General features: G+C 60.8%; 20 protein-coding genes and 1 tRNA gene. 8 read left to right on the top strand and 13 right to left on the bottom strand.

All coding sequences use genetic code 11. The features are described 5' to 3' along the window. Positions 1-459: 459 nt before the first annotated feature. The 9 genes from EDC39_RS03985 to EDC39_RS03945 form a co-directional block, all read right to left on the bottom strand. Positions 460-1,416: an FRG domain-containing protein gene (locus EDC39_RS03985; RefSeq protein ID WP_148895077.1), complete on the bottom strand. Its 957-nt coding sequence runs from the start codon at positions 1,414-1,416 to the stop codon at positions 460-462. A gap of 80 nt (positions 1,417-1,496) precedes the next feature. Next, positions 1,497-2,168 (bottom strand): hypothetical protein, encoded by a 672-nt coding sequence (locus EDC39_RS03980; protein WP_148895076.1) that lies wholly within the window; start codon positions 2,166-2,168, stop codon positions 1,497-1,499. 363 nt (positions 2,169-2,531) lie between these two features. Then, the gene (locus EDC39_RS03975; protein WP_246140169.1) at positions 2,532-3,392 is read right to left on the bottom strand and encodes a DMT family transporter; all 861 of its coding nucleotides are present in this window, start codon (positions 3,390-3,392) and stop codon (positions 2,532-2,534) included. Positions 3,393-3,580: 188 nt separating this feature from the next. Next, positions 3,581-4,135: an orotate phosphoribosyltransferase gene (pyrE, locus tag EDC39_RS03970; protein ID WP_148895075.1), complete on the bottom strand. Its 555-nt coding sequence runs from the start codon at positions 4,133-4,135 to the stop codon at positions 3,581-3,583. A 236-nt stretch (positions 4,136-4,371) separates the two neighbouring features. Next, a complete protein-coding gene (gene purF, locus EDC39_RS03965; protein WP_148895074.1) occupies positions 4,372-5,778 on the bottom strand; it encodes an amidophosphoribosyltransferase in 1,407 nt (468 codons plus the stop codon). A gap of 50 nt (positions 5,779-5,828) precedes the next feature. Continuing rightward, a complete protein-coding gene (locus EDC39_RS03960; protein ID WP_148895073.1) occupies positions 5,829-6,653 on the bottom strand; it encodes a phosphoribosylformylglycinamidine synthase subunit PurQ in 825 nt (274 codons plus the stop codon). Between the two features lies 1 nt (position 6,654). Beyond that, positions 6,655-9,639: a phosphoribosylformylglycinamidine synthase subunit PurS gene (locus EDC39_RS03955; RefSeq protein WP_148895072.1), complete on the bottom strand. Its 2,985-nt coding sequence runs from the start codon at positions 9,637-9,639 to the stop codon at positions 6,655-6,657. Positions 9,640-9,696: 57 nt separating this feature from the next. Then, entirely contained in the window at positions 9,697-10,992 is a 1,296-nt protein-coding gene (gene purB, locus EDC39_RS03950) for an adenylosuccinate lyase (protein ID WP_148895071.1), read from the bottom strand. An 86-nt stretch (positions 10,993-11,078) separates the two neighbouring features. Continuing rightward, positions 11,079-11,849, bottom strand: coding sequence for an MBL fold metallo-hydrolase (locus EDC39_RS03945; protein WP_148895070.1), 771 nt, complete (start codon positions 11,847-11,849; stop codon positions 11,079-11,081). 367 nt (positions 11,850-12,216) lie between these two features. On the opposite strand from EDC39_RS03945, the gene gap reads away from it, so the two are divergent. From gap to EDC39_RS03905, 8 genes are all read left to right on the top strand, one after another. Next, positions 12,217-13,218, top strand: coding sequence for a type I glyceraldehyde-3-phosphate dehydrogenase (gap, locus tag EDC39_RS03940; RefSeq protein WP_148895069.1), 1,002 nt, complete (start codon positions 12,217-12,219; stop codon positions 13,216-13,218). Positions 13,219-13,282: 64 nt separating this feature from the next. Beyond that, entirely contained in the window at positions 13,283-14,479 is a 1,197-nt protein-coding gene (locus EDC39_RS03935; protein WP_148895068.1) for a phosphoglycerate kinase, read from the top strand. An 18-nt stretch (positions 14,480-14,497) separates the two neighbouring features. Then, positions 14,498-15,262, top strand: coding sequence for a triose-phosphate isomerase (gene tpiA, locus EDC39_RS03930; protein WP_148895067.1), 765 nt, complete (start codon positions 14,498-14,500; stop codon positions 15,260-15,262). Between the two features lie 100 nt (positions 15,263-15,362). Then, the gene (gene secG, locus EDC39_RS03925; protein WP_148895066.1) at positions 15,363-15,695 is read left to right on the top strand and encodes a preprotein translocase subunit SecG; all 333 of its coding nucleotides are present in this window, start codon (positions 15,363-15,365) and stop codon (positions 15,693-15,695) included. A gap of 49 nt (positions 15,696-15,744) precedes the next feature. Further along, a tRNA-Leu gene (locus EDC39_RS03920) sits at positions 15,745-15,831 on the top strand. A gap of 218 nt (positions 15,832-16,049) precedes the next feature. After that, complete coding sequence (locus EDC39_RS03915; RefSeq protein ID WP_148895065.1) at positions 16,050-17,855, top strand: response regulator; 1,806 nt, start codon at positions 16,050-16,052, stop codon at positions 17,853-17,855. 45 nt (positions 17,856-17,900) lie between these two features. Beyond that, the gene (locus tag EDC39_RS03910) at positions 17,901-18,968 is read left to right on the top strand and encodes a type IV pilus twitching motility protein PilT (protein ID WP_148895064.1); all 1,068 of its coding nucleotides are present in this window, start codon (positions 17,901-17,903) and stop codon (positions 18,966-18,968) included. A gap of 14 nt (positions 18,969-18,982) precedes the next feature. Then, positions 18,983-19,315 (top strand): c-type cytochrome, encoded by a 333-nt coding sequence (locus EDC39_RS03905; protein WP_148895063.1) that lies wholly within the window; start codon positions 18,983-18,985, stop codon positions 19,313-19,315. Between the two features lie 92 nt (positions 19,316-19,407). On the opposite strand, the gene EDC39_RS03900 is transcribed toward EDC39_RS03905, so the two are convergent. The 4 genes from EDC39_RS03900 to dut all read right to left on the bottom strand — a co-directional run bounded on the left by EDC39_RS03900 (position 19,408) and on the right by dut (position 21,264). Beyond that, positions 19,408-19,803 (bottom strand): hypothetical protein, encoded by a 396-nt coding sequence (locus tag EDC39_RS03900; protein ID WP_148895062.1) that lies wholly within the window; start codon positions 19,801-19,803, stop codon positions 19,408-19,410. 3 nt (positions 19,804-19,806) lie between these two features. Continuing rightward, complete coding sequence (locus tag EDC39_RS03895) at positions 19,807-20,418, bottom strand: L-threonylcarbamoyladenylate synthase (protein WP_148895061.1); 612 nt, start codon at positions 20,416-20,418, stop codon at positions 19,807-19,809. Positions 20,419-20,528: 110 nt separating this feature from the next. Continuing rightward, on the bottom strand, positions 20,529-20,807 hold the full coding sequence (locus tag EDC39_RS03890; protein ID WP_148895060.1) for a YbeD family protein: 279 nt from the start codon (positions 20,805-20,807) through the stop codon (positions 20,529-20,531). Beyond that, on the bottom strand, positions 20,800-21,264 hold the full coding sequence (dut, locus tag EDC39_RS03885; protein WP_148895059.1) for a dUTP diphosphatase: 465 nt from the start codon (positions 21,262-21,264) through the stop codon (positions 20,800-20,802). Before dut ends, EDC39_RS03890 begins: the two co-directional genes overlap by 8 nt. Positions 21,265-21,267: the final 3 nt, after the last annotated feature.

The following is a 21,267-nucleotide window of genomic DNA, read 5'->3' as shown; positions in this document are numbered from 1 at the left end:
GTTGTTTGGTCGTGCTTTCAACACTACCAGAAGCCCCATCATGTCCTGTCTCTTAACCCACCTCGAAGGTGGTGCACTTATGAGTTGAATCTACCGAGGATTAATTGCAAGCAAAACAATTGGCAGAAAATACCACCAAATTGTTCCAAGGACGCCATGAAGCAGGAGCATGAAATTGTAAGTAAAAGAAACCCCAACTTAGCGGCAATGAAAATCAATAGCGATATTGGGAAATCAGCGACTAACCAGAAAATCCAATAAAGTTGGTGTTGCGCAACATCAGCCTGCGATTGCATAAAAAGCAAAAAAAATACAAAGGCAGCGACATGAAATATGGCAAAACCAATGCAAAATTTCTTCATTGTATCCACTCAAAGCCTAACAGCAGGCCAAGCTCACCTGCCGCTGTGGAGCGCCCGCGGAACAGCGGTCAGGTGGAGCGCCTTGTTGGCTGCCTTTTCAGGGCCTTGTTTTCAACTCAGGCGTACCAAACAATGAGAAGCCTGTGAAGTCCGGGTATATTGTAGAATGCTTATAGCCAAAATTCTTTTCTAACTGCATTCTAATGCTTTCTTTTGCCTCGCTCTTTATTCTAAATGTATATACTGCATCTTGTGTTACTCCTCCCCTGCTAGCATTAAGCTTATGGGGACGTATTGACAATGATGTAGCTTGCCTTACTTCATGTATTCTCCAGTATCCGGCTCCATCCTTGGGCCACTGGTTTGGACCTTCTGGCCCCTGACTCATAGGGACACCACCAAAAATAAATCCCCCATTCTGAGCAGCTATCCGACTGTCAAAGCGAGGTGGCTTCCACGCAAAAACTTTCGTGCACCAAGTTCTATAGATTTTCTTTTCTTCGTCGTTCGCATTCTGAGCTGCTGGCTTGGGCCAAGGTCTTTTGAAATTATCTTCCCATTTTCTGAATTCATCATTTTCATTTATTAATCTATTTGTAACATCAATTGCAAACAAACGCGCATCTACATCCTCATAAACCTCACCACCATTGTCCCATTTCTTTTCTACCGCAAACCATGCGGCAATCCATGGATTAAATGTAACGTCAATCATTCTGGTAGGAGCACCATAATGCTGCAATGCAGCAAGTTGGTTCAGAACAGATAGCCTGCCTACATTGGTTGAAACATGAAGCCCCCAACGATGTACATCCTTAAGGATATCGCCTTCTTTTTTATACAATTCTCTCTCGTCCGGCAACGCACCTCTTGTCCAATACAGCCTTCTATACAGTGATGAATGCAATGGCCACCTTGCATCTACATTCCCCCTCCAAGCAAATAATTTATTCTTAGATGACCACTTTTTAAATACAGCTTCAATTACATTATAAAGGTCATCGAATGATGTTATCTCCTTCTCATATGGAGCCCAAAAATCTTCAGGATTCATTGCCCTTATCCCTGCAGCCAACGGTTCATGATAACCGGCGGCGACGTGAAGGTTCGGTCACCACCGCAATTTTTGGTTTCTCAATTTTGCACAGACGTATTTTCCGTCCGGTTGATTAAGTTGTTGGGCTGGCTTGTCATTGTTTTAAAAATCAAAATTGCAAAAATCAATGCAATGATATTTATCCCAATAGCCGAATCCCCAAATTTAATACTGAAATTGAACTGTATGATCATTGATGGTCGAAAATAGACCCGTGCGTTCTTAATGCTGAATAGTGTCAAAATCTGGCAGATTAGTGAAAATTTCAACCCTTTTTCTTTTTTGTTGAGAAGTAAAAGGCCGGAAATGTAGACAAATATTGAGATTGTTATGTTTAAAATGCTCAATAATATTGGCTGGGTTGTGAAAATAAGGTTTGTAATAAACACCCCAGTGCATAATAAGCCACTTGCTACTTCAAGGTAGCCAAGAAATTTGATTGCTTTAGACCAATATTCGTGATTTGGGCTAGCATATTCTGGATTAAACAATATTCCTTTTTGTTTAAGGAGTTCAGAGTTGTTGTTGACGTATTTGGCTGAAAAGAAATAGAAAGCAGCGAAGATGAAGATGAATACGGGTGATGCAAATAAGAGTGATGGGAGGAGGTAGTTTAACGCTTCACTGCCCCAAATTAAAAAAGAAGCAGCTGCGCAGGTTAAGAATGTGGCAGCGAGTGATAAGCATAGTGTCAATAGATTTGCGCTCATTTCCCCCTCATATTCACAGCCCAACAGGTATTAGACGGAATCCCGCATATCGGATAAAAGGGATTCCGCGTTATTGGATAAAACGGAAAGACCTATGACAAGCCTATAATAACGGCTGCAACTATCGGAAAATAAAGGAAAGGAGATGCCTGCTGGTGGTTTGGTCTGGCTGGCTGTAACTGCGTAACTGCGTAGATATCCCCCTCCCTGGATTTCCCGGCGTGCTGTAGAATGCAGTTCGACAGCCTAAAAAATTTCTCAGGGTCTGTCAATCGTCCATTTGTCCGGAATCATGGTGGTTTTGCGATGTTGCAGGAAGCAGGCAAATGAGGTCGTGAATGAATCTGATGCCCCGGAAGCGATTCAGCCGCCCTTGCGTGTTGAAAACAGGTTCTCGGGATTGACGACCGCCAGGCTGATGCCGCCGAGAATGATCATGGTGGCGATGACCAGGCGGATGGAGATTTCCTCGTTGAGAAAAAGAACCCCGCCCGTGGCGGCGAGGATCGGGACGGCCAGCTGGACGATCGAGGCCGTGGTCGCGGTCATCTCCTTGACCGCGGCATACCAGACGGCATAGCCGACTCCCGATGCCAGCCCGCCGGAAAGCCCTGCCAGCAGGATTCCCTGGAATGAAAGGTGCCCGCGTTCGAGAAAAAAGAGCCCCAGCAAGGCGGCGAGCGGCAGGGAGAGGAGAAAGTTGACGGTGGTTTCCGCCAGCGGATTTCCACGGTTCCGGCCGCGCAGGGAGTAGATTCCCCAACAGATTCCGGCGGCGGTCATCAGCAGGGATCCCGCCGGAGACGGGGCCGTGACCCCGGGGAAGACCAGGTAGACGAGCCCTCCGAAGGCCAGCAAGGCACCGATGCCTTCAGCTCTTTTGAGCCTTTCTCCCGAGAGGATGGCGGCCGTGATCATGGTGATCTGGACGGATCCGAACAGGATCAGGGCGCCGGTTCCCGTGGCGATGGTCAGGTAGGCGAAGGAAAACGCTGCAGCGTAGCAGAAAAGTGCCGCGGCCGAGAGCAGGTTGCCCCGCGTTGCCGAGATCTTCGTTCGAGCGGACAATTGCAGGATCAGCAGCAGGACCAGGGCGCCGGAAACCAGCCGGACGCCGGTAAAGCTGGCGGCATCGATCCAGCCTCCGCCAAGGGCCAGCCGGCAGAGGATCGAATTGCCCGCAAAGGCAATGAGCGCGCCTGTTGTACAAAGCAGAGCTTTCAACGGCCTTATTCTCCGGAGGAGATGCTGCTCTTCATCCCGCAAGCCGCGGTTTAAGCCACCGCCGCCGTCCGGTTGTGTCGCTACCAACAGACCTCAACGTCGGTGCCCCTGTCAAGTCGAACAAGAAACGGGCTGCGAAAACCTCCGCAGCCCGTTTCAGAAAGACGATTCTTTTCAAGCCCCCTGCCCTACCCGACAATCTCGCTGCGGGTAAAGACCGGCTTCAGCACCATGCCGGCGGCTTCGATGTTCTCCTGCGCGCCTTCCTGGCGGTCGACCAGGGTGACGATGCCCAGCACCTCGAGCCCTTCTTCGCGGGCCCGCTCGACCGCCTTCATCGACGAGCCGCCGGTGGTGGTGACGTCCTCGACGATCACCACTTTTGAGCCGGGCGGCAGGTTCTTGCGCCCCTCCAGCCACTGGCCGGTGCCGTGCCCCTTCGGCTCCTTGCGGATGATGAAGGCGTGCACGCTGACCCCCTCGAGAGCGGCGGTGATCGAGGTGGCGGTGGCGATCGGATCGGCGCCGAGGGTCAGGCCGCCGACGCCGTCGACCTGGCCGAATTCCTTGACCTTCGCCCAGAAGGCCTTGCCGACCAGCAGCCCGCCTTTCGCGTGCAGGGTGGTCTGCTTGCTGTCGAAGTAGAAGTTGCTCTTGCGCCCCGAGGCCAGGGTTACCTCCCGCTCCTCGTAGGACAGCTCGCGGATGATCTCCATCAGTTCCTTGCGTTCGGCTTCCGTCATTCTCTTTCTCTCTCCTTGAAAAAATGTGTCGTTATGCAATCAGCATATCGAAAACATCAAGCCCGGATTGTTCATGAGTGTTTGTCGCGAAACCGGCTGTTGGGTGTCAGATCGGGCCAAGCACAGCGAGCAGCCTTGCAGGCATGGCAGCGCTCTGTCGAAACGCTGCGGGCGAGCACGGCCCGAGATGACGTGTAAGAGACGGTTGCAGCAGAAGACTTCATGAGCAATCCGGACTAAAACAGTCCCAGCTGGCTGTCCGACTTCAGCCGCGGAAACTTGACCGGGTAGTTGCCGGTGAAGCAGGCGTCGCAGTAATGACCCGCCGAGCCGTCCGCCACGCCGGCGGCCTTGCGCATCCCCTCGAAGCTCAGGTAGCCGAGGGTGTCGGAGGTGATGTAGCGGTTGATCTCCTCGATCGAATGCGACGAGGCGATCAGCTCCTTGCGCGTCGGCGTGTCGATGCCGTAGTAGCAGGGAAAGGTCGTCGGCGGACTGGAGATGCGGACATGGATCTCCTTCGCTCCCGCCTGGCGGATCATCTTGATCAGCTTGCGGGCGGTGGTGCCGCGGACGATCGAATCGTCGACCACAACCACCCGTTTGCCCTTGATGACGTCACGCACGGCGTTGAGCTTGATCTTGACCCCGAAATGGCGGATCGACTGGGCCGGCTCGATGAAGGTGCGGCCGACATAGTGGTTGCGGATCAGGCCAAGCTGGAACGGCAGGCCCGATTCCTCGCTGTAGCCGATGGCCGCCGGTACGCCCGAATCGGGAATCGGGATGACGATGTCGGCCTCGACCGGATTTTCCCGCGCCAGCACGCGGCCGAATTCCTTGCGCACTTCGTACACCGACTGGCCGAAGACGATGCTGTCGGGCCGGGCGAAGTAGATGTGCTCAAAAATGCAGGGTGTCGGGTCCACCTTGTCGAAGGGGTGATAGCTGGTCAGGCCGTTCTTGTCGATGACGACCATCTCGCCCGGTTCGATTTCGCGGATGAACTGCGCCTCGATCAGGTCAAAGGCGCAGGTTTCGGAAGCGACGACATAGGCACCGTCCAGCTTGCCGAGCACCAGCGGCCGGAAGCCGTTGGGGTCACGCACCGCCACCAGCCGGGTTTCGGTGAGAAAGACCAGGCAGTAGGCGCCCTTGATGCCGTACAGCGCCTCGACCACCCGGTCGGCCAGGGTGTCGGCCTTGGCCTTGGCGATGCGGTGGATGATGACCTCGGTGTCGGCGGTGGTGGAGAAGATGGAGCCGTCCAGTTCGAGCTGGTTGCGGATCTCCTGGGCGTTGACCAGGTTGCCGTTGTGGGCGACGGCGATGCTGCCGCGATGATAGTCGACCATGATCGGCTGGATGTTCTTGACGTCGCTGCCGCCGGCGGTGGAGTAGCGGACGTGGCCGATGGCGCTGCTGCCCGGCAGCCGGTCGAAAACCTTCGGATCGCGAAAGACGTCGGCGACCAGGCCCATCTTGCGGTAACTGGTCAGATAATTGCCGTCGGAGGCGACTATGCCGCAGCTTTCCTGTCCACGGTGCTGCAGGGCGTAGAGCCCGAGATAGGTCAGGTTGGCGGCTTCGGGATGGCCGAAAATGCCGAACACCCCGCACTCGTCATGAAATCTGTCGTCCATCGAACAAACCTTTGAAAAAGGATGAAGAATCTGTCGTCAACTTAGTATTTTTAAAGGATATTCTCCCTGATGAACTGCACCGCGTTCCGGTACAGCCACAGGCCCATCCCCTCTTCCGGCAGGTCCTCCTCCCGGGTCCAGCGGGGATGGTGGGTGCGGTGCAGGTAGGCCTCGGGATGCGGCATCAGGCCGAAAAGCCGTCCGGTCGGGTCGCAGACGCCGGCGATGGCCCTGGTCGAGCCGTTCGGATTGAGGGGATAGTCCATGGTCGGCCGCAGCTGCTCGTCGGCGTAGCGCAGCGGGGCGAGATGTTCGGCCTCGATGCGGGCCAGCACTTCATCACTGGCCGGCACGAACTTGCCTTCGCCGTGGCGGACCGGCAGATAGAGCCCGTCCAGGCCCCGCGTGTAGACGCAGGGCGAGGCCCCGTCGACGGCCAGATACGTCCAGCGGTCCTCGAAGCGGCCGGAATCGTTGAAGGTGAGGGTCGCACTCTGCTGCATGAGGTTGCCGTCGAGTGCCGGCAGCAGGCCCATCTTCACCATCAGCTGGAAGCCGTTGCAGACCCCCATGATCAGCTTGCCGTCCTCGACGAACCGCCGGATCTGCTCGGCCATCGACGGTCCGCCCGCCACCGGGGCATGCAGCAGGCGGTTGGCGCCGGCCTTGGCGCTGCCGAGATCGTCGCCATCGAGGAAACCGCCGGCGAGATTGAGAAAATGGTAGTCCTCCAGCCGGACACGGCCGGCGAGGAACTCGGCGATGTGAACGATGTCGGCCACCTCGGCGCCCGCCAGCCTGCAGGCGAAGGCGACCTCCCTTTCGCAGTTGGTGCCGTTGCCGGCGATGACGACGGCCTTGACCTGTCCTGCCATGTTACAGCTCCCGCAGAGGCGCCTGCCAGGCCTCTTTCAGCTCGTGAATCGTCTTGTTGACCAGAATCTCCCCGTTGCGGCCGCTCAGCACCAGATCGGCGCTTTCGGTGACCTCGCCGATCAGGGCGCAGTCGCAACCGGCGAACAGGGACTCGAACGCATTCCGTTTGTCCGGCGCCACCGTCACCAGCAGCCGGCTCTGGGACTCGGAGAAGAGGAGCAGATCCTCCCGCAGCGGCGCATCCACCCTGACCGCGGTCAGGTCGACGCGCAGCCCGAAACCGCCGGCGAAGGCCTTTTCGGCCAGGGCGACGCCCAGCCCGCCGTCGGACAGGTCGTGGCAGGAGGCCAGCAGCCCCTCGCCGACGGCCCGGTTGACCCGCAGGTAGAGCTCCAGCGCGGCTTTCGCGTCGACCCTGGGCACGTTGGCGCCGAGAAAACCGAGGTGGTCGTAGTATTCGGAGGCGCCCAGTTCGTTGCGGGTGATGCCGAGCAGATAGAGCAGATGTCCGGGACGCTTGACGTCCATGGTGACGGCCTTGCGGACATCGTCCATCCGGCCGATCACCGAGAAGAGCACGGTCGGCGGAATGGAGATCTTGGTGTCGCCGATCTGGTAGTCGTTCTTCATCGAGTCCTTGCCGGAGATCAGCGGCACTCCGAAGGCGACGCAGTAGTCGTAGAGGGCCTTGTTGGCCCGCACCAGCTGGGCCGCCTTGTAGGCGCCGTCCGGCGTCTTGTCGCTGAGGACCGGGTCGCACCAGCAGAAGTTGTCGAGACCGGCGACATGGCGGATATCACCGCCGACGGCAACGTAGTTGCGCAGTCCCTCGTCGATGGCGCAGGCCATCATGTGGTAGGTGTCGATGTCGCTGTAACGGGGACAGATGCCGTGCGAGACGACCACGCCCTCGAAGGAATCGAGCAGCGGCCGGAAGACGGCGGCGTCCGAGGGACCGTCGTTGGCGATGCCGGTCAGCGGCTTGACCACGGTGCCGGCCTGCACTTCGTGATCGTAGCGGCGTACGACCGTCTCCTTCGAGCAGATGTTGAGCCGGCCGAGCATCTCGACCAGGGTTTGGCCGAGATCTTCCGGCGGTTCGAACTGCGGCTCGCTGTGACCCTTCTCTTCCCAGCGGGCGGGCAGAACCATCTGCGGCACCCCTTCGTGGAGAAATTCCATCGACAGGCAGGCGACGGTCCGTCCCCGGTAGAGGCAGTGGAAATAGCCTGAATCGGTAAAGGTGCCGAGGTCGGTCGCCTCGACGTCCATCTCCCGCGCCAGGGTGAGAAAGGCCTGAAGGTGCTCCGGCGGCACCGCCAGGGTCATGCGCTCCTGGGCTTCGGAGATGAGAATTTCCCACGGCTGCAGGCCGGGGTATTTGAGCGGCGCCCGGTCGAGATGCAGCTCGCAGCCGCCGGTGTCCTCGGCCATCTCGCCGACCGACGACGAAAGGCCGCCGGCGCCGTTGTCGGTGATCGAATGGTACAGGCCGCGCTCGCGGGCGACGGCGAGAAAGTCGAACATCTTGCGCTGGGTGATGGGATCGCCGATCTGCACCGCGGTCACCGGCGAGTCCTCGTGCAGCTCCTCGGAGGAGAAGGTGGCGCCGTGGATGCCGTCCTTGCCGATGCGGCCGCCGACCATGACGATGTGGTCGCCGACCTCGGCCTTCTTCTCGTGCGTCGGCTTCCCGTTCAGCTCGGCCGGCATGATGCCGGCGGTACCGCAGTAGACCAGGGGCTTGCCGGCGAAGCGATCGTCGAAGACGATGGAGCCGTTGACGGTCGGGATGCCGCTCTTGTTGCCGCCGTGCTCGACACCCTCGACCACGCCCTCGAAGATCCGCCGCGGATGGAGCAGGCGCGCCGGCAGCGGCTTGTCGTAGAACGGCGAGGCGAAGCAGAAGACATCGGTGTTGAAGATCAGCCGGGCCCCCAGGCCGGTGCCGGCGCCGTCGCGGTTGACGCCGACGATGCCGGTCAGGGCGCCGCCGTAGGGATCGAGGGCCGACGGGGAGTTGTGGGTCTCGACCTTGAAGCAGAGGCTCCAGTCGTCGTTGAAGCGGATGACGCCGGCGTTGTCCTTGAAGACCGACAGGCAGAAGTCCCGCTCGCCGAGGTTCTCCCGCACCCTGCGGGTGGCGCCGACGATGTAGGTCTTGAACAGCGAGTCGATCACCTCGCGTTGGCCCTTCTCGTCGACATACTCGATGCGGGCGGAAAAGATCTTGTGCTTGCAGTGCTCGCTCCAGGTCTGGGCCAGCGCCTCGAGCTCGACATCGGTCAGCCCCGCCTCCAAGCCGAAACGGGCCCGCTGACGGCGCACCTCCGGGTCGCCGGCGTAGGCCTGGATGCGCTTCATCTCCTCGAGGTTCAGCGCCAGCATCCCCTCGCGGCTGATGCGCAGCAGCTCCTCGTCGCCGACAGCCAGGTCGATGGTCCGCACCGTCGGCTCGGCATCGGTGCCGCCGACCCGGGGCACGTGGACGGGAACGCCCCGCTCGGGGTCGAATTCGGCCGCCGTGCAGATGTCCCAGCGCTGGATCAGCCCGTTGGCGAGAAAATCGGCGGCGATGCGCTCGGCGAGCTGCCGGTCGACCGCGCCCTTGAGCAGGTACTGGGTCGAAGTATAGACCCCCTCCCCTTCGCGGAAGGGTCGGCCGGTCAGGTACTGGATGGCTTCCTTGGCCGTCCGGCCGACATTGTCGGTGACGCCGGGCCGGAATCCGACCTCGATCAGAACATCGAAATCCCGGGCCAGGGGCCGGTTGACGGCCGTCTCCTGGATCACCGGGTCGCTCAGCGGGCCGCGGGCCGCCGCCAGCACTTCCTCTTCGCTCAGATCGGCGTCGACCGTATAGACGTCGATCGTTCGCACCGCCTCGAGGCTAATGCCGAGATGCCGCTTCAGCTCTTCGCGAATCCGTTCGCCGCGGGCGTCCCTGACCCCGTCCTTGAGGCCGACGACTATTCTCCAGGGCATGGAGTGACTCCTTAACGACTTGAAGCTTGCAGTCTGTAGGCTTTCAGCTTTGTTTCTTTATTCGCCGAACACCCGCCTGAAGATGGTGTCGACATGTTTCAGATGATAGTCGAGATCGAAGGCCTGGCGAATCTTTTCTTCACCGAGGGCGGCCACGACCTCTTCGTCGGCCAGCAGTTCGGTCATGAAGTCGGCCCCCTGCTCCCAGACCTTCATCGCGTTGCGCTGCACCATCCGGTAGGCATTTTCCCTCGAGATGCCGGCCTGGGTCAGGTCGAGCAGAATCTTCTGCGAGAAGACCAGACCGCGCATCCGGTTGAGATTGGTCAGCATGTTGTCGGGATAGACCACCAGATTGCGGATCAGGCCGTTGAGCCGGCGCAGGGAAAAGTCGAGGGCCACGGTGGCATCGGGGCCGATGTAGCGCTCGACCGAGGAATGGGAGATGTCTCTTTCGTGCCACAGGGCGATGTTCTCCAGGGCCGGCAAACAGAGGCTGCGGATGTAGCGGGCCTGGCCGGTGAGGTTTTCCGACAGGATCGGGTTGCGCTTGTGCGGCATGGCACTGGACCCCTTCTGCCCCTTGCTGAAGTATTCCTCGGCCTCGAGCACCTCGGTGCGCTGCAGGTGCCGGATCTCGACGGCGATCCGCTCCATCGACGAGGCGATGATCGCCAGGGTGCAGAAAAACTCGGCATGACGGTCGCGGGGAATGACCTGGGTCGAGATCGGCTCGGGTTTCAGTCCCATCCTGGCGCAGACATACTCCTCGACGCTCGGATCGATATTGGCGAAGGTGCCGACCGCCCCGGAAATGGCGCCGGTGGCGACGGTTTCGCGGGCGGTGCGCAGCCGGGTGCGGTTGCGATCCATTTCGGCGTACCAGCTCGCCAGCTTGAGGCCGAAAGTAATCGGCTCGGCGTGAATGCCATGGGAGCGCCCCATGCAGACCGTGTACTTGTGCTCCATGGCCCGGTCCCGGATCGAGTCGAGCACCATGTCGAGATCGGCCAGCAGCTCGTCGGCTGCCTGCACCAGCTGTACCGACAGGCAGGTGTCGAGCACGTCGGACGAGGTCATGCCCTGGTGGATGAAGCGCGCCTCGGGGCCGACGAATTCGGCGACCGAGGTGAGAAAGGCGATGACATCGTGCTTGACCTCGGCTTCGATGGCGTCGATGCGCTCGATATCGAAGTTGCCCTTCTCCCGGATGACCTTCACCGCCTCTTTCGGGATGATGCCGAGGTTGGCCATCTGCTCGCAGGCCAGGGTCTCGATTTCGAGCCAGATGCGGAAGCGGTTTTCCGGCTCCCAGATACGGGCCATTTCCGGTCGCGTGTAACGGGGAATCATGCTCGTTTCGCTCCTTGTTCAGCGCAAATTTGGATTATCGTTATGCCGCCGGCGCCCGGCAAAGACCACGGGTGCCTCACCGGCTGCTAGCAGGCAACACATTCGCTGATCCGATCCTGGCAGCCCATGACCACCTTCGGCCGGCAGACGTTCTGCCTGGCCAGCACCGCGTCGACCGCCGCCCTGGCGTGGGCGGGCGTGTTGTTGGTTTCGCTCAGGTGGGCCAGAAAGACGGCCTCCAGCCCGTCCCAGACGAGATCCGCCAGCAGGTCGGCGCCGGCCCGGTTGGAAAGGTGGCCGTGCTTACCCAGAATACGCTGTTTCAGTCGCCAGGGATAGGGTCCGTCGCGCAGCAGATCTTCGTCGTGATTGGTCTCCAGTACCAGCACCCGGCAGCGCTGAAAGGCCGACCTGACCAGCCGGGTCGACACCCCGAGGTCGGTGGCGACGCCGACGGCGCCGTCGGGAGTATTGATCACGAAGCCGACCGGGCTGACGGCATCATGCGTCAGGGGAACCGGGTGAATCTCGACCTCCCCGATGGAAAACGGGTTGCCGGTATCGAATTCGCGCAGGGTCGCGATCTTGCCGGGATTGGGCAGGGCCGTCAGGGTCTGATGGTGAACATGCACTGGCAGGGCACATCGGCGGGCCATGGCCCCCAGGCCCCGGCAATGGTCCATGTGTTCATGGCTGACCAGAATCGCGTCGAGCTCTTCCCCTCGCACTCCGATCCGCTCGAGGCGCAGGCAGAGCTGACGCGCCGACAGGCCGGCATCGACAAGAAGGCGGGTGTTCGCGGCTTCCAGATAGATGGCATTTCCCTTGCTGCCGCTGGCCAAAAGGCAGACCCGCAAAATTCTCTCCTGACGGCTTGATTCTGGGCGCGCCCTTTATACCGAAAAAGCCTGGCAGCCGCAAGCAGAAAAGGGGGCCGGCGCCGGGCCCGAACGGGCCGGGCCGGAACCACGCAACGCCCGCTGACGACGATACGGTCCGGCCTGTCGGGCACGGGAGGGGCAACCATCGCCTGCAGGTTTGCAATTTTCGATAGTTGCGTTAAATTAATGGCGGTCAACTCCTGAAGCCTGCCGTCGTGGTGCCCACCCCGCGACGACGCGCCGCGACAGGTTTTGCTAACCAATTCCACACGACCGACCGAAACCCACGACTGTGTGCAGGATGCACGAGCCACTATCCCACAACCCGACAATGGAGGAACACATGCCGGCTAAAGTCGCAATCAACGGATTTGGACGTATCGGACGCAACGTTCTGCGCGCGGCCCTCGACGACGATCGGCTCGAATTCGTCGCCATCAACGACCTGACCGATCCCGCCACCCTCGCCCACCTGCTCAAATACGACTCGGTGCATGGACAGCTGGCCGAGGACGTCCGCGTCGATGGCGATGCCATCCTCGTCGGCGGCCGTCGGGTCCGGGTGTGCAGCGAAAGGGATCCGGCCAACCTTCCCTGGAAGGAACTCGGCGTCGACATCGTCATCGAATCGACCGGCCTCTTCACCAGGAGAGCCGATGCAGCCAAACATCTCGAGGCCGGCGCCGAACGGGTGGTGATCAGCGCTCCCGGCAAGGAGGTCGACGCTACCTTCTGCTTCGGAGTCAACCACGAGGATTACGATCCCGACAAACACAGGGTCGTTTCCAACGCTTCGTGCACCACCAACTGCCTGGCCCCGGTCGCCAAGGTGCTGCACGAGAACTTCGGCATCCGCCGCGGCATGATGACCACCGTGCACGCCTACACCAACGACCAGCGCATTCTCGACCTGCCGCACAAGGATCTGAGACGGGCGCGGGCGGCGGCGCTGTCGATGATTCCGACCACCACCGGAGCCGCCAAGGCGGTCGGCCTGGTTCTGCCCGAACTGAACGGCAAACTGACCGGCATGGCGGTGCGGGTGCCGACCCCCAACGTCTCGCTCGTCGACCTGGTGGTCGAAACCGAAAAGGCGACCAGCGCCGAGCAGGTCAACGCCGCCATGAAAGAGGCCGCCGAAGGTAGCCTGAAGGGGGTTCTCGACTACTGTGAACTGCCGCTGGTGTCCATCGACCTCAAGGGGACCAGCGTTTCATCCACCTTCGACGCCCTGTCGACCATGGTCTTGGAGAACAACCTTGTCAAAGTTCTCGCCTGGTACGATAATGAATGGGGCTATTCGAACCGGGTGCTCGATCTGGTCCGCCATATCGCATCCCGTTAACCCGGGAGAACCACCGGGGGCAGGTCGCAAGGCCTGCCCTTTTCATTGATTGCCACTGGAGGATATGACCGTGTTCAGCAAGCTGACCATCGACGATATCAACCCCGCCGGAAAAAAGGTCTTCTGCCGTGTCGACTTCAACGTCCCCCTCGACGACCAGGCACGCATCACCGACGACACCCGCATCGTGGCGGCCCTGCCGACCATCCGCAGGTTGATCGACGCCGGTGCCAGAGTCATTCTGGCCTCCCATCTCGGCCGTCCCAAGGGCAAGCCCGATGCCAAATACAGCCTGGCGCCGGTGGCACCGCATCTGGCTGAGCTGCTCGGCCGCAAGGTCGTCATGGCTCCCGACTGCATTGGCGCCGAGGTCGAAGCCATGATCGGCGAGATGAAGGACGGCGATGTGGTTCTGCTGGAAAACCTGCGTTTTCACGCCGGTGAGACAGCCAACGACGACGAATTCTGCCGGCAGCTGGCCGGCCTGGCCGAGCTCTACGTCAATGACGCCTTCGGCACCGCTCACCGCGCCCACGCCTCGACCGCCGGCGTCACCCGCTATCTGAAACCGGCCGTCGCCGGCTACCTGATGGAAAAGGAGATCCGCTATCTGGGACAGGCCCTGGCCAATCCGGAGCGCCCCTTCGTCGCCGTCATCGGCGGCGCCAAGGTCAGTGACAAGATCCTGGTCATCGAGAACCTGCTGGAAAAGGTCGATGCGCTGCTCGTCGGCGGCGGCATGGCCTACACCTTTCTCCGGGCCCGGGGGATCGACATCGGCAAATCGCTGGTCGAGGAAGACAAGGTCGAACTGGCGAAGGAGCTGCTGGCCAAGGCAGAAGCCCGCAAGGTCGACCTCAGGCTGCCGCAGGATCATCTCATGGCCGACGAGTTTTCGGCCACGGCCAGACCGCAAATCAGCGACGGGGCCGCTATCGCTGACGACCTGATGGGCCTCGATATCGGTCCGCGGACGCAAAAGGATTACGCCCGAATCATCGCCGGCGCCAGAACCGTGGTCTGGAACGGCCCCATGGGGGTGTTCGAGTTCGACGCCTTTGCCGAAGGCACCCTGGCCATTGCCCGCGCCCTGGCCGAAAGCGACTGCCTTTCCATCATCGGCGGCGGCGATTCGGTGGCCGCCGTCAACAAGACCGGGCTGCAGGATGCGATGACGCACATATCGACCGGCGGCGGCGCCTCCCTCGAGTTCCTCGAAGGCAGGGAACTGCCCGGCATAACGGCCCTGACCGACAAATAGAGACGGGGAGAGATGAAGATGCGCAAACCGATCATTGCCGGCAACTGGAAGATGCACAAGACCATAGCCGAGGCGACCGGCCTGGCGGCCGAACTGGCCGCGGCGGCCGCGGCCCTCGACGATGTCGAGGTGATCGTCGCCCCGCCCTTCACCGCCCTGGCCGGGGTCGTCGGTGCCCTGCCCGCCGACAGCGCTCTGAGGGTGGCGGCCCAGAACTGCTACTGCGAGGACAAGGGGGCCTTTACCGGCGAAATCGCTCCGTCGATGCTGGTCGACGCCGGCTGCAGCCACGTCATTCTCGGTCACTCCGAGCGGCGGAAAATCTTCGGCGAGAACGACGCCCTCATCAACCGGAAGGTCCATGCAGCCCTGGCGGCGGGGCTGAACGTCATTCTCTGCATCGGCGAGACCCTGGAGGAGCGCGAGCAGGAACGGATGTACGACGTTCTCAAGACCCAGGTCAGCGAAGGGCTCAAGGGACTGGCCGGCGAGCAGCTGGCGCGGGTGGTCATCGCCTACGAACCGGTCTGGGCCATCGGCACCGGCCGTACGGCGACCAGCGACCAGGCGGAAGAAGCACACAGCTTCGTCCGGGGGCTTGTCGGAGGCCTTTTCGGCCAGAGCGAGGCCGAAGCGATGCGGATTCTCTATGGCGGCAGCGTCAAGCCGGAGAACATCGACGGTCTCATGGCCCGGGAGAACATCGACGGCGCCCTGGTCGGCGGCGCCAGCCTGCAGGCCGAAGACTTCATTCGGATCATGAATTTCGCCCGAAGCGGATGAGCGGTGAAATTCCGGGCATTTTGGGCTTTTTCAACGCGGCATTTTGTGCTACAGTCCTGCGTCGCGCCCAATTCAAGCAAAGGAGCCTTGTCGTAACGCCATGGTCACTTTTCTGGTAGTTTTGCATGTCGTCGTCTGCATCGCCCTGATCGTCATTGTCCTGCTGCAGGGCACTGGCAAGGGAGCCGAGCTCGGAGCCTCTTTCGGCGCCGGCGCTTCGCAGACCGTCTTTGGCGCCACCGGCGGACAGTCGTTCATCGCCAGGCTGACCACCGCCGCCGCCGTCATTTTCATGCTGACAAGCCTCATTCTGGCCTACTTCCACGGCCTGCCCGGTGCCTCGAGCGTTATGCCCGATGTCGTCGCACCCAAGGCCGCCGACAGCGCTCCGGCTGCGGCTCCGACCCCGGCGACGCCGGCGGAAAAAAAATAATTCAAGGCGGTTGACACGCCTGAAGCGAATCTGTATAAATACGTCGCCTGCCGAAGTGGTGGAACTGGTAGACACGCCATCTTGAGGGGGTGGTGGCCATCCGGCCGTGCGAGTTCGAGTCTCGCCTTCGGCACCAGAAAAAGAAAAGCCCGGCTCAATCGAGCCGGGCTTTTTTTGGTCCACCATTTGTGGACCGCGGTCCGCCGGCGAATCGATGACAAATGGAGTAAAGAAAAAGGGACTTGTGACTTGAAATCCCGGCGACGAAAAGGTATGTAGAACAGAACCGTTAGAAATTTCAAGCGGATGTCCACAACCGGCCCGGCGTCGGGCCCCTGAAACAGGCGACAGAAGATGTCCTTTACCGGCGACCTCGAACACCTGCCCATAGTCGACGTCATTCAGCTGCTGCATTCGACCCGCAAGTCGGGCACCCTGACCGTTCAGGGGAACGGCCGGCAGAGCCAGCTGGTCTTCAGCGAAGGCTACATTGTCAGCGCCAACCATTCAAACCTCAGTGTGCGCATCGGCCAGATCCTGGTCGAGATGAAGGCCATCACCCCCGAGGACCGGGAATGGGCTCTCAGGGTCCAGCGGGAAGCGGGCGACCAGCGCAAACCGCTGATCGCCACCCTCATCGAGTCGGGTCGTCTGTCGCGCGAGGACGCCTACCGGGGACTGGAAATCCTCATCGAGCTGACCATCGTCGAAATCCTGACCTGGGAAAGAGGCACTTTCACCCTCGATCTCGACAACAGCGTCATCGCCGACGAATACCGCTATTTTCCGGAAAAGTGTCACCAGGAGATCAATCTCGACACCCAGAACATCCTCATGGACGCCCTGCGCATCTACGACGAAAAGTTGCGCGACGGCGAACTTGCCGACGGGATTTTCGATGACGAACCCGCTCCGCAGCCGACTGACGACACGGCCGGTCAGACAATAACCGCAGCTGCCGAGCGACGGGAAGAGAGCGAAAAGCCCGTGATTTCGGTCGAGGATCTCGGCCTCGACATTCTCGATCGCATCGAGCCCCGCATCCCTGAGGTATTCGCCACCCTCGAAGACAGGGACGAGGCGGAGGAACACCGTCAGGCGGTGACGAAGTTTCTGCCCAAGCTCTCGCCGGCCGACCAGAAGCGCCTGGTCGATTTTCTCACCAGCTACGCCAACAGCCCGGACACCAAGACGGACGGCGCCAAGGTCGACATCCAGCGGCAGGGGGTGGTGCTGTTCAGCCAGGATCCCTTCACCCGGCACACGGCCACCACGGCCTGCCGCCATACCGGATTGATGAGCTTTTCGTCCCAGAGCGAATCGGATCTGGTTCCAATCCTCGATCAGTCGCTGGCAAAGAGCATCATGCCGGTACTGGTGCTCGATGCGCCAGACAGCGACACCACCGGCTTTTCGCCGGAAGAACTCTCCGACCTGCGCCAAAAGATCCGCAGCCGATACCCGGACGTACCCCTGATCCAGATGGGCAACCCCGGTCAGACGATGTTCCTGCTGCAGGCGATCCGCGAAGGCGCCACGGCGGTGCTGCCCAAACCCGACCTGTCGGTGGGAACCGACCGGTTCGTCGACGAGATGATCCTCTTTCTCGAGGCCTTCGCCTGCCTGGTACGGCGGCTCGCGGCGCAACCGTCGGTTCTGGCGGAATCGATCAGGGAGCAGCTGAGCGAACTGCAGGGCCTCAAGGACGCACCCGACGTTTCCTACGCCCTGCTGCGGGTGGTCCGGAAATTCTTTCCCCGAACCCTGACCATGATCGTCTCCTCGCGGGGAATCCACGTCGAAAAATGCCTCGGTTTCGGTGACAGGTTCGACAGCCGCCCCTCTTTGGGGTTCAGTTTTCCGGTAGAAGAAAGAACGGCGCTGGCACAGGTCATCGCCAGCGGCAACATCTTCTTCGCCGAGAGTGAAAATCACGGCCTCGGCCGGCTGTTCGAGCTTGTCGGGGCACCCGCCTCGCGCCGCATCCTGCTGTTGCCGATGAAGGTCCGAGGCCGGGTGGTGTCGATCACCTATGCCGATTTCGGCTGTGACGAACCCAAGCCGATACCGGCGAACATTTTCGAAATCATGGCCAGCCAGGCTGGTCTGTCGCTGGAAAACGCCCTGTTGCGCAAGCAGATCGAGAAACGCAGCGCCTGACGGTAGGACGGTAGCCCTTCACCGTTTCGACATCGGAGTCATTACATGGATGCCAAGACACTTGCACAGATTCTGGAGATCGCTTTTGACAAAAAAGTATCCGACGTTCACTTCGAGATCGACAATCCACCCTTCTTCCGCGGTCGGGGGCAGCTGATCCGCTCCCGGTTGCCGGTGCTGACACCCGAGGACACAGAATTCATCGCCAAAACCATCCTCGCCCAGCACGGCCGCGAGCTGCCGGCGGGACCGGAAGAGATCGACACCTCCTATGCCCTGCCGCACGGCGGACGCTTCCGGGTCAGCATCTTTCGTCAGCGCGGCCATTACGGCATCGTCATGCGGGTCATCCCGCCGTACGTCGGCACCTACAAGGAACTGCACCTGCCTTCGGTGCTCGAGGAGATCGTGCAGGCCCCCAACGGCCTGATCCTGGTGACGGGACCGACCGGAAACGGCAAGTCGACCACCCTGGCCGCCATGCTCAGGGACATGAACGAACGCTTCACCTACAACATCATAACCATCGAAGATCCCGTCGAATTTGTCTTCAAGTCAAACAAGAGTTGCATCGTTCAGCGAGAAATCGGCATCGACACCAGGGGATTTTCCGAGGCGCTGAAAGCCGCCATGCGCATGGACCCGGACGTGATCATGGTCGGCGAGATGCGCGACGCCGAAACCGCCGAAGCCTGCCTGCGGGCGGCTGAAACCGGGCATCTGGTCCTGTCCACCCTGCACACCCAGAGCGCGACCTCGACCATCAGCCGGCTGACCGGCTTCTTTCCGCCGGAGGCCCAGGACATCGTCCTGCAGCGGCTGGCCGAGATCCTGGTGGCGACCATCTCCCTGCGCCTGGTGAAGGACAAATCGGGTGAACACATCCTGCCGGTAGTGGAAATCATGCGCAACACGACCACCATCGAGGCCTGCATTCGCGAAGGACGGCTGGAAGAGATCGAGAAACATATCGAGAACGGCCGGGTCCAGTACCGGATGCAGACCATGGACCAGCACCTCATTCACCTGCTCAAGCACGACATCATCAGCATGGAGCAGGCCAAGAGGGTCAGCCATTCGACCGATCTCGAGCGGAAGCTGACCTTCACCTGAGAGCGGAAGAAGTCATGGCCGGGCGGCTGATCATTCCGGCGTTGCTGGCGGCGTTGTTTCTGCCTTCGGGCGGCGCCGCCATCGAGACCCCGAACAGGGCGTTGGGCGAACGTCTTTTCTCCTCGACGGCCCTGTCGACCAACGGCCGCAGCTGCGCCGGTTGCCATGCCAACGGCAAGGGGCTGCAGGAGATCGCGGCCTACGACGACCCGATGCTGCGCGAGATGATCAACTTCTGCATCCGGGACGCCCTCAAGGGCGAAATGCTCCCGGCCGACTCACAGGAACTCGAATCCCTTCTGCTCTACCTGCGCACCCTCGACCGCTCAACACCTACAAACCGGTAGACGAATTGCGGCCGAAAAAACCGGACACGATCGTTCATTGCATCCACGTTTGAAAAGGATGGAACAGGAAGGGACGGAAGGACTCTTTCCGTTCAGCAGCCGCAACCGCAGTTGTGGCAGACCTTGCGGTATTCGGTGTCGGGGGCGATCATCTCGGGCGCGAAGGCGATGCGGCCGATGCCGCGTTTCAAATCGGCCAGAAAGTCGAGATCGGCGCTGGCGCCGATGACATGCCCGAGACAGGGATTGCCGAGTCCGTCCTGCGATGACCGGAGACGAACGGCGTTGAGCAGGTCACCATAGCCGTTGATGTCGATCACCCGCGAAGAATCCCGCTCGACCTTCAGCCGGATGCCGAGGGGTGCCAGCTCCGCCGTCTGTTCCTCGAGGAAGCTCATCACCTCGTTCCAGTCGAAATGGACCGACCAGTCGCGGCGCGGGAAGCGCATTCCGTAGAAAGCGACGACGATCTCCTTGCCGGCCGTCACGATTCAGACCTCCAGCCAGTCCACCGGGCCGCTCCCCATGCGCAGCAACTCGGGCTGATCGTTGACCAGACTGATGACGGTCGAAGGCTCACCGCTGAGAATGCCGCCGTCGACAACACAGTCGAGCATCCTGCCCATCCGGTCGAATATGTCGTCCGGGTCCTCGATGGTGTCGTTTCCCGACAGATTGGCACTGGTGGTGACCAGCGGATGCCCCAGCTCGCGGACGATGGCCAGGGGGATGGGATGATCGGGGATGCGGATGCCGACCGTCTTCTGCCGTGTCGTCAGCAGATCGGGCACCACGCGGGTGGCCTCGAGAACGAATGTGTAGGGTCCGGGCAGGTGGCGCTTCATCAGCTTGAAGGCGAAGTTGCTTATGTGTGCGTAATTGGCCGCCTCGGACAGGTCGGAACAGATGAAGGAAAAGGGTTTGCGCGGATCGCGCTGCTTGATCTGGTAGATCTTCTTGACACCCTTGCGATTGAAGATGTCGCAGCCGATGCCGTAAACGGTGTCGGTCGGATAGGCGATGACGCCACCCTGCCTGAGGACGTCGACCGTCCGGTTGATCAGGCGTACCTGGGGATTTTCCGGATTGATTCTCAGCAGCATGGGGCACCTTTCGGGTTCAGCCGGGATCGACAGGATGTCTTCCGGAGAATACACCGAGCCGGCGGCTTCGGCAAGTCCCTGCCATCAGCGCCGTGCCGGCAATGCCGCGGTCAGAGAAGGTAGCAGACCCCTTCCAGGCAACGCAGCGCCTGATAGACCCCGTCCACCTGCTGCCGACTGGCGACCGCGACCGTCATGGTGAAGCAGGTATAGCGGCCGCGGGAGCTCTTTCGCTCCGACACCGACAGCCTGCTTCCGCCGACAACGCCACGCGCCCGTTCGATCATGGTGCGGCGAAAAACACCGACATCCGCCCGGTCGGTAAAGACCTTGAACTGGTAATCGCAGGGGAATACCAGCAGTTCTTCCGGCCGTCTGCCGTCAGCCATGGCCCTTCTTCCTTCCCCTGCCGGTATGGCCGAATCCCCCCTCTCCCCGGCGGGTCGGGCTCAGCTCTCCGACCTCGACCAGCCGGGCCTGCACCACAGGAGTGATGACCAGCTGGGCGATGCGGTCCCCGGGATTGACGGTCACCTCGTCCTGACCGAGGTTGATGAGCAGCACGCCCACTTCGCCCCGGTAATCGGAATCGATGGTGCCCGGGGCGTTGACCATGCCCAGGCCGAGCCTTAGCGCCAGGCCGGAACGGGGACGGACCTGCCCCTCGTAGCCGTCGGGAATTTCCATCGCCAGGCCGGTGGGCACCAGGGCCCGTTCTCCGGGCGCCAGCACCATGGGGACGTCCGGGCAGGCGTACAGATCCATGCCGGCCGCTCCGGGAGTCATGTATTCGGGAAGAATGGCTTCGTCTCGAAGCCGCCTGATTCTGACTGTCGGTATCTTCATCGT

Origin of the sequence: Geothermobacter ehrlichii, from assembly GCF_008124615.1 — a bacterium.
Taxonomy (GTDB): domain Bacteria; phylum Desulfobacterota; class Desulfuromonadia; order Desulfuromonadales; family Geothermobacteraceae; genus Geothermobacter; species Geothermobacter ehrlichii.
This window is presented reverse-complemented; position numbering and strand designations above follow the sequence as displayed.

What these genes read in the sequence shown, in the direction of transcription:
- EDC39_RS03910 (WP_148895064.1), top strand. Translation starts at nt 17,901, where the DNA reads ATGGATGCCAAGACACTTGCACAGATTCTGGAGATCGCTTTTGACAAA.
- EDC39_RS03935 (WP_148895068.1), top strand. Translation starts at nt 13,283, where the DNA reads ATGACCGTGTTCAGCAAGCTGACCATCGACGATATCAACCCCGCCGGA.
- gap (WP_148895069.1), top strand. Translation starts at nt 12,217, where the DNA reads ATGCCGGCTAAAGTCGCAATCAACGGATTTGGACGTATCGGACGCAAC.
- EDC39_RS03985 (WP_148895077.1), bottom strand. Translation starts at nt 1,416, where the DNA reads ATGAATCCTGAAGATTTTTGGGCTCCATATGAGAAGGAGATAACATCA.
- secG (WP_148895066.1), top strand. Translation starts at nt 15,363, where the DNA reads ATGGTCACTTTTCTGGTAGTTTTGCATGTCGTCGTCTGCATCGCCCTG.
- tpiA (WP_148895067.1), top strand. Translation starts at nt 14,498, where the DNA reads ATGCGCAAACCGATCATTGCCGGCAACTGGAAGATGCACAAGACCATA.
- dut (WP_148895059.1), bottom strand. Translation starts at nt 21,264, where the DNA reads ATGAAGATACCGACAGTCAGAATCAGGCGGCTTCGAGACGAAGCCATT.
- EDC39_RS03905 (WP_148895063.1), top strand. Translation starts at nt 18,983, where the DNA reads ATGGCCGGGCGGCTGATCATTCCGGCGTTGCTGGCGGCGTTGTTTCTG.
- EDC39_RS03980 (WP_148895076.1), bottom strand. Translation starts at nt 2,168, where the DNA reads ATGAGCGCAAATCTATTGACACTATGCTTATCACTCGCTGCCACATTC.
- EDC39_RS03960 (WP_148895073.1), bottom strand. Translation starts at nt 6,653, where the DNA reads ATGGCAGGACAGGTCAAGGCCGTCGTCATCGCCGGCAACGGCACCAAC.
- EDC39_RS03895 (WP_148895061.1), bottom strand. Translation starts at nt 20,418, where the DNA reads ATGCTGCTGAGAATCAATCCGGAAAATCCCCAGGTACGCCTGATCAAC.
- EDC39_RS03955 (WP_148895072.1), bottom strand. Translation starts at nt 9,639, where the DNA reads ATGCCCTGGAGAATAGTCGTCGGCCTCAAGGACGGGGTCAGGGACGCC.
- pyrE (WP_148895075.1), bottom strand. Translation starts at nt 4,135, where the DNA reads ATGACGGAAGCCGAACGCAAGGAACTGATGGAGATCATCCGCGAGCTG.
- EDC39_RS03890 (WP_148895060.1), bottom strand. Translation starts at nt 20,807, where the DNA reads ATGGCTGACGGCAGACGGCCGGAAGAACTGCTGGTATTCCCCTGCGAT.
- purF (WP_148895074.1), bottom strand. Translation starts at nt 5,778, where the DNA reads ATGGACGACAGATTTCATGACGAGTGCGGGGTGTTCGGCATTTTCGGC.
- EDC39_RS03915 (WP_148895065.1), top strand. Translation starts at nt 16,050, where the DNA reads ATGTCCTTTACCGGCGACCTCGAACACCTGCCCATAGTCGACGTCATT.
- purB (WP_148895071.1), bottom strand. Translation starts at nt 10,992, where the DNA reads ATGATTCCCCGTTACACGCGACCGGAAATGGCCCGTATCTGGGAGCCG.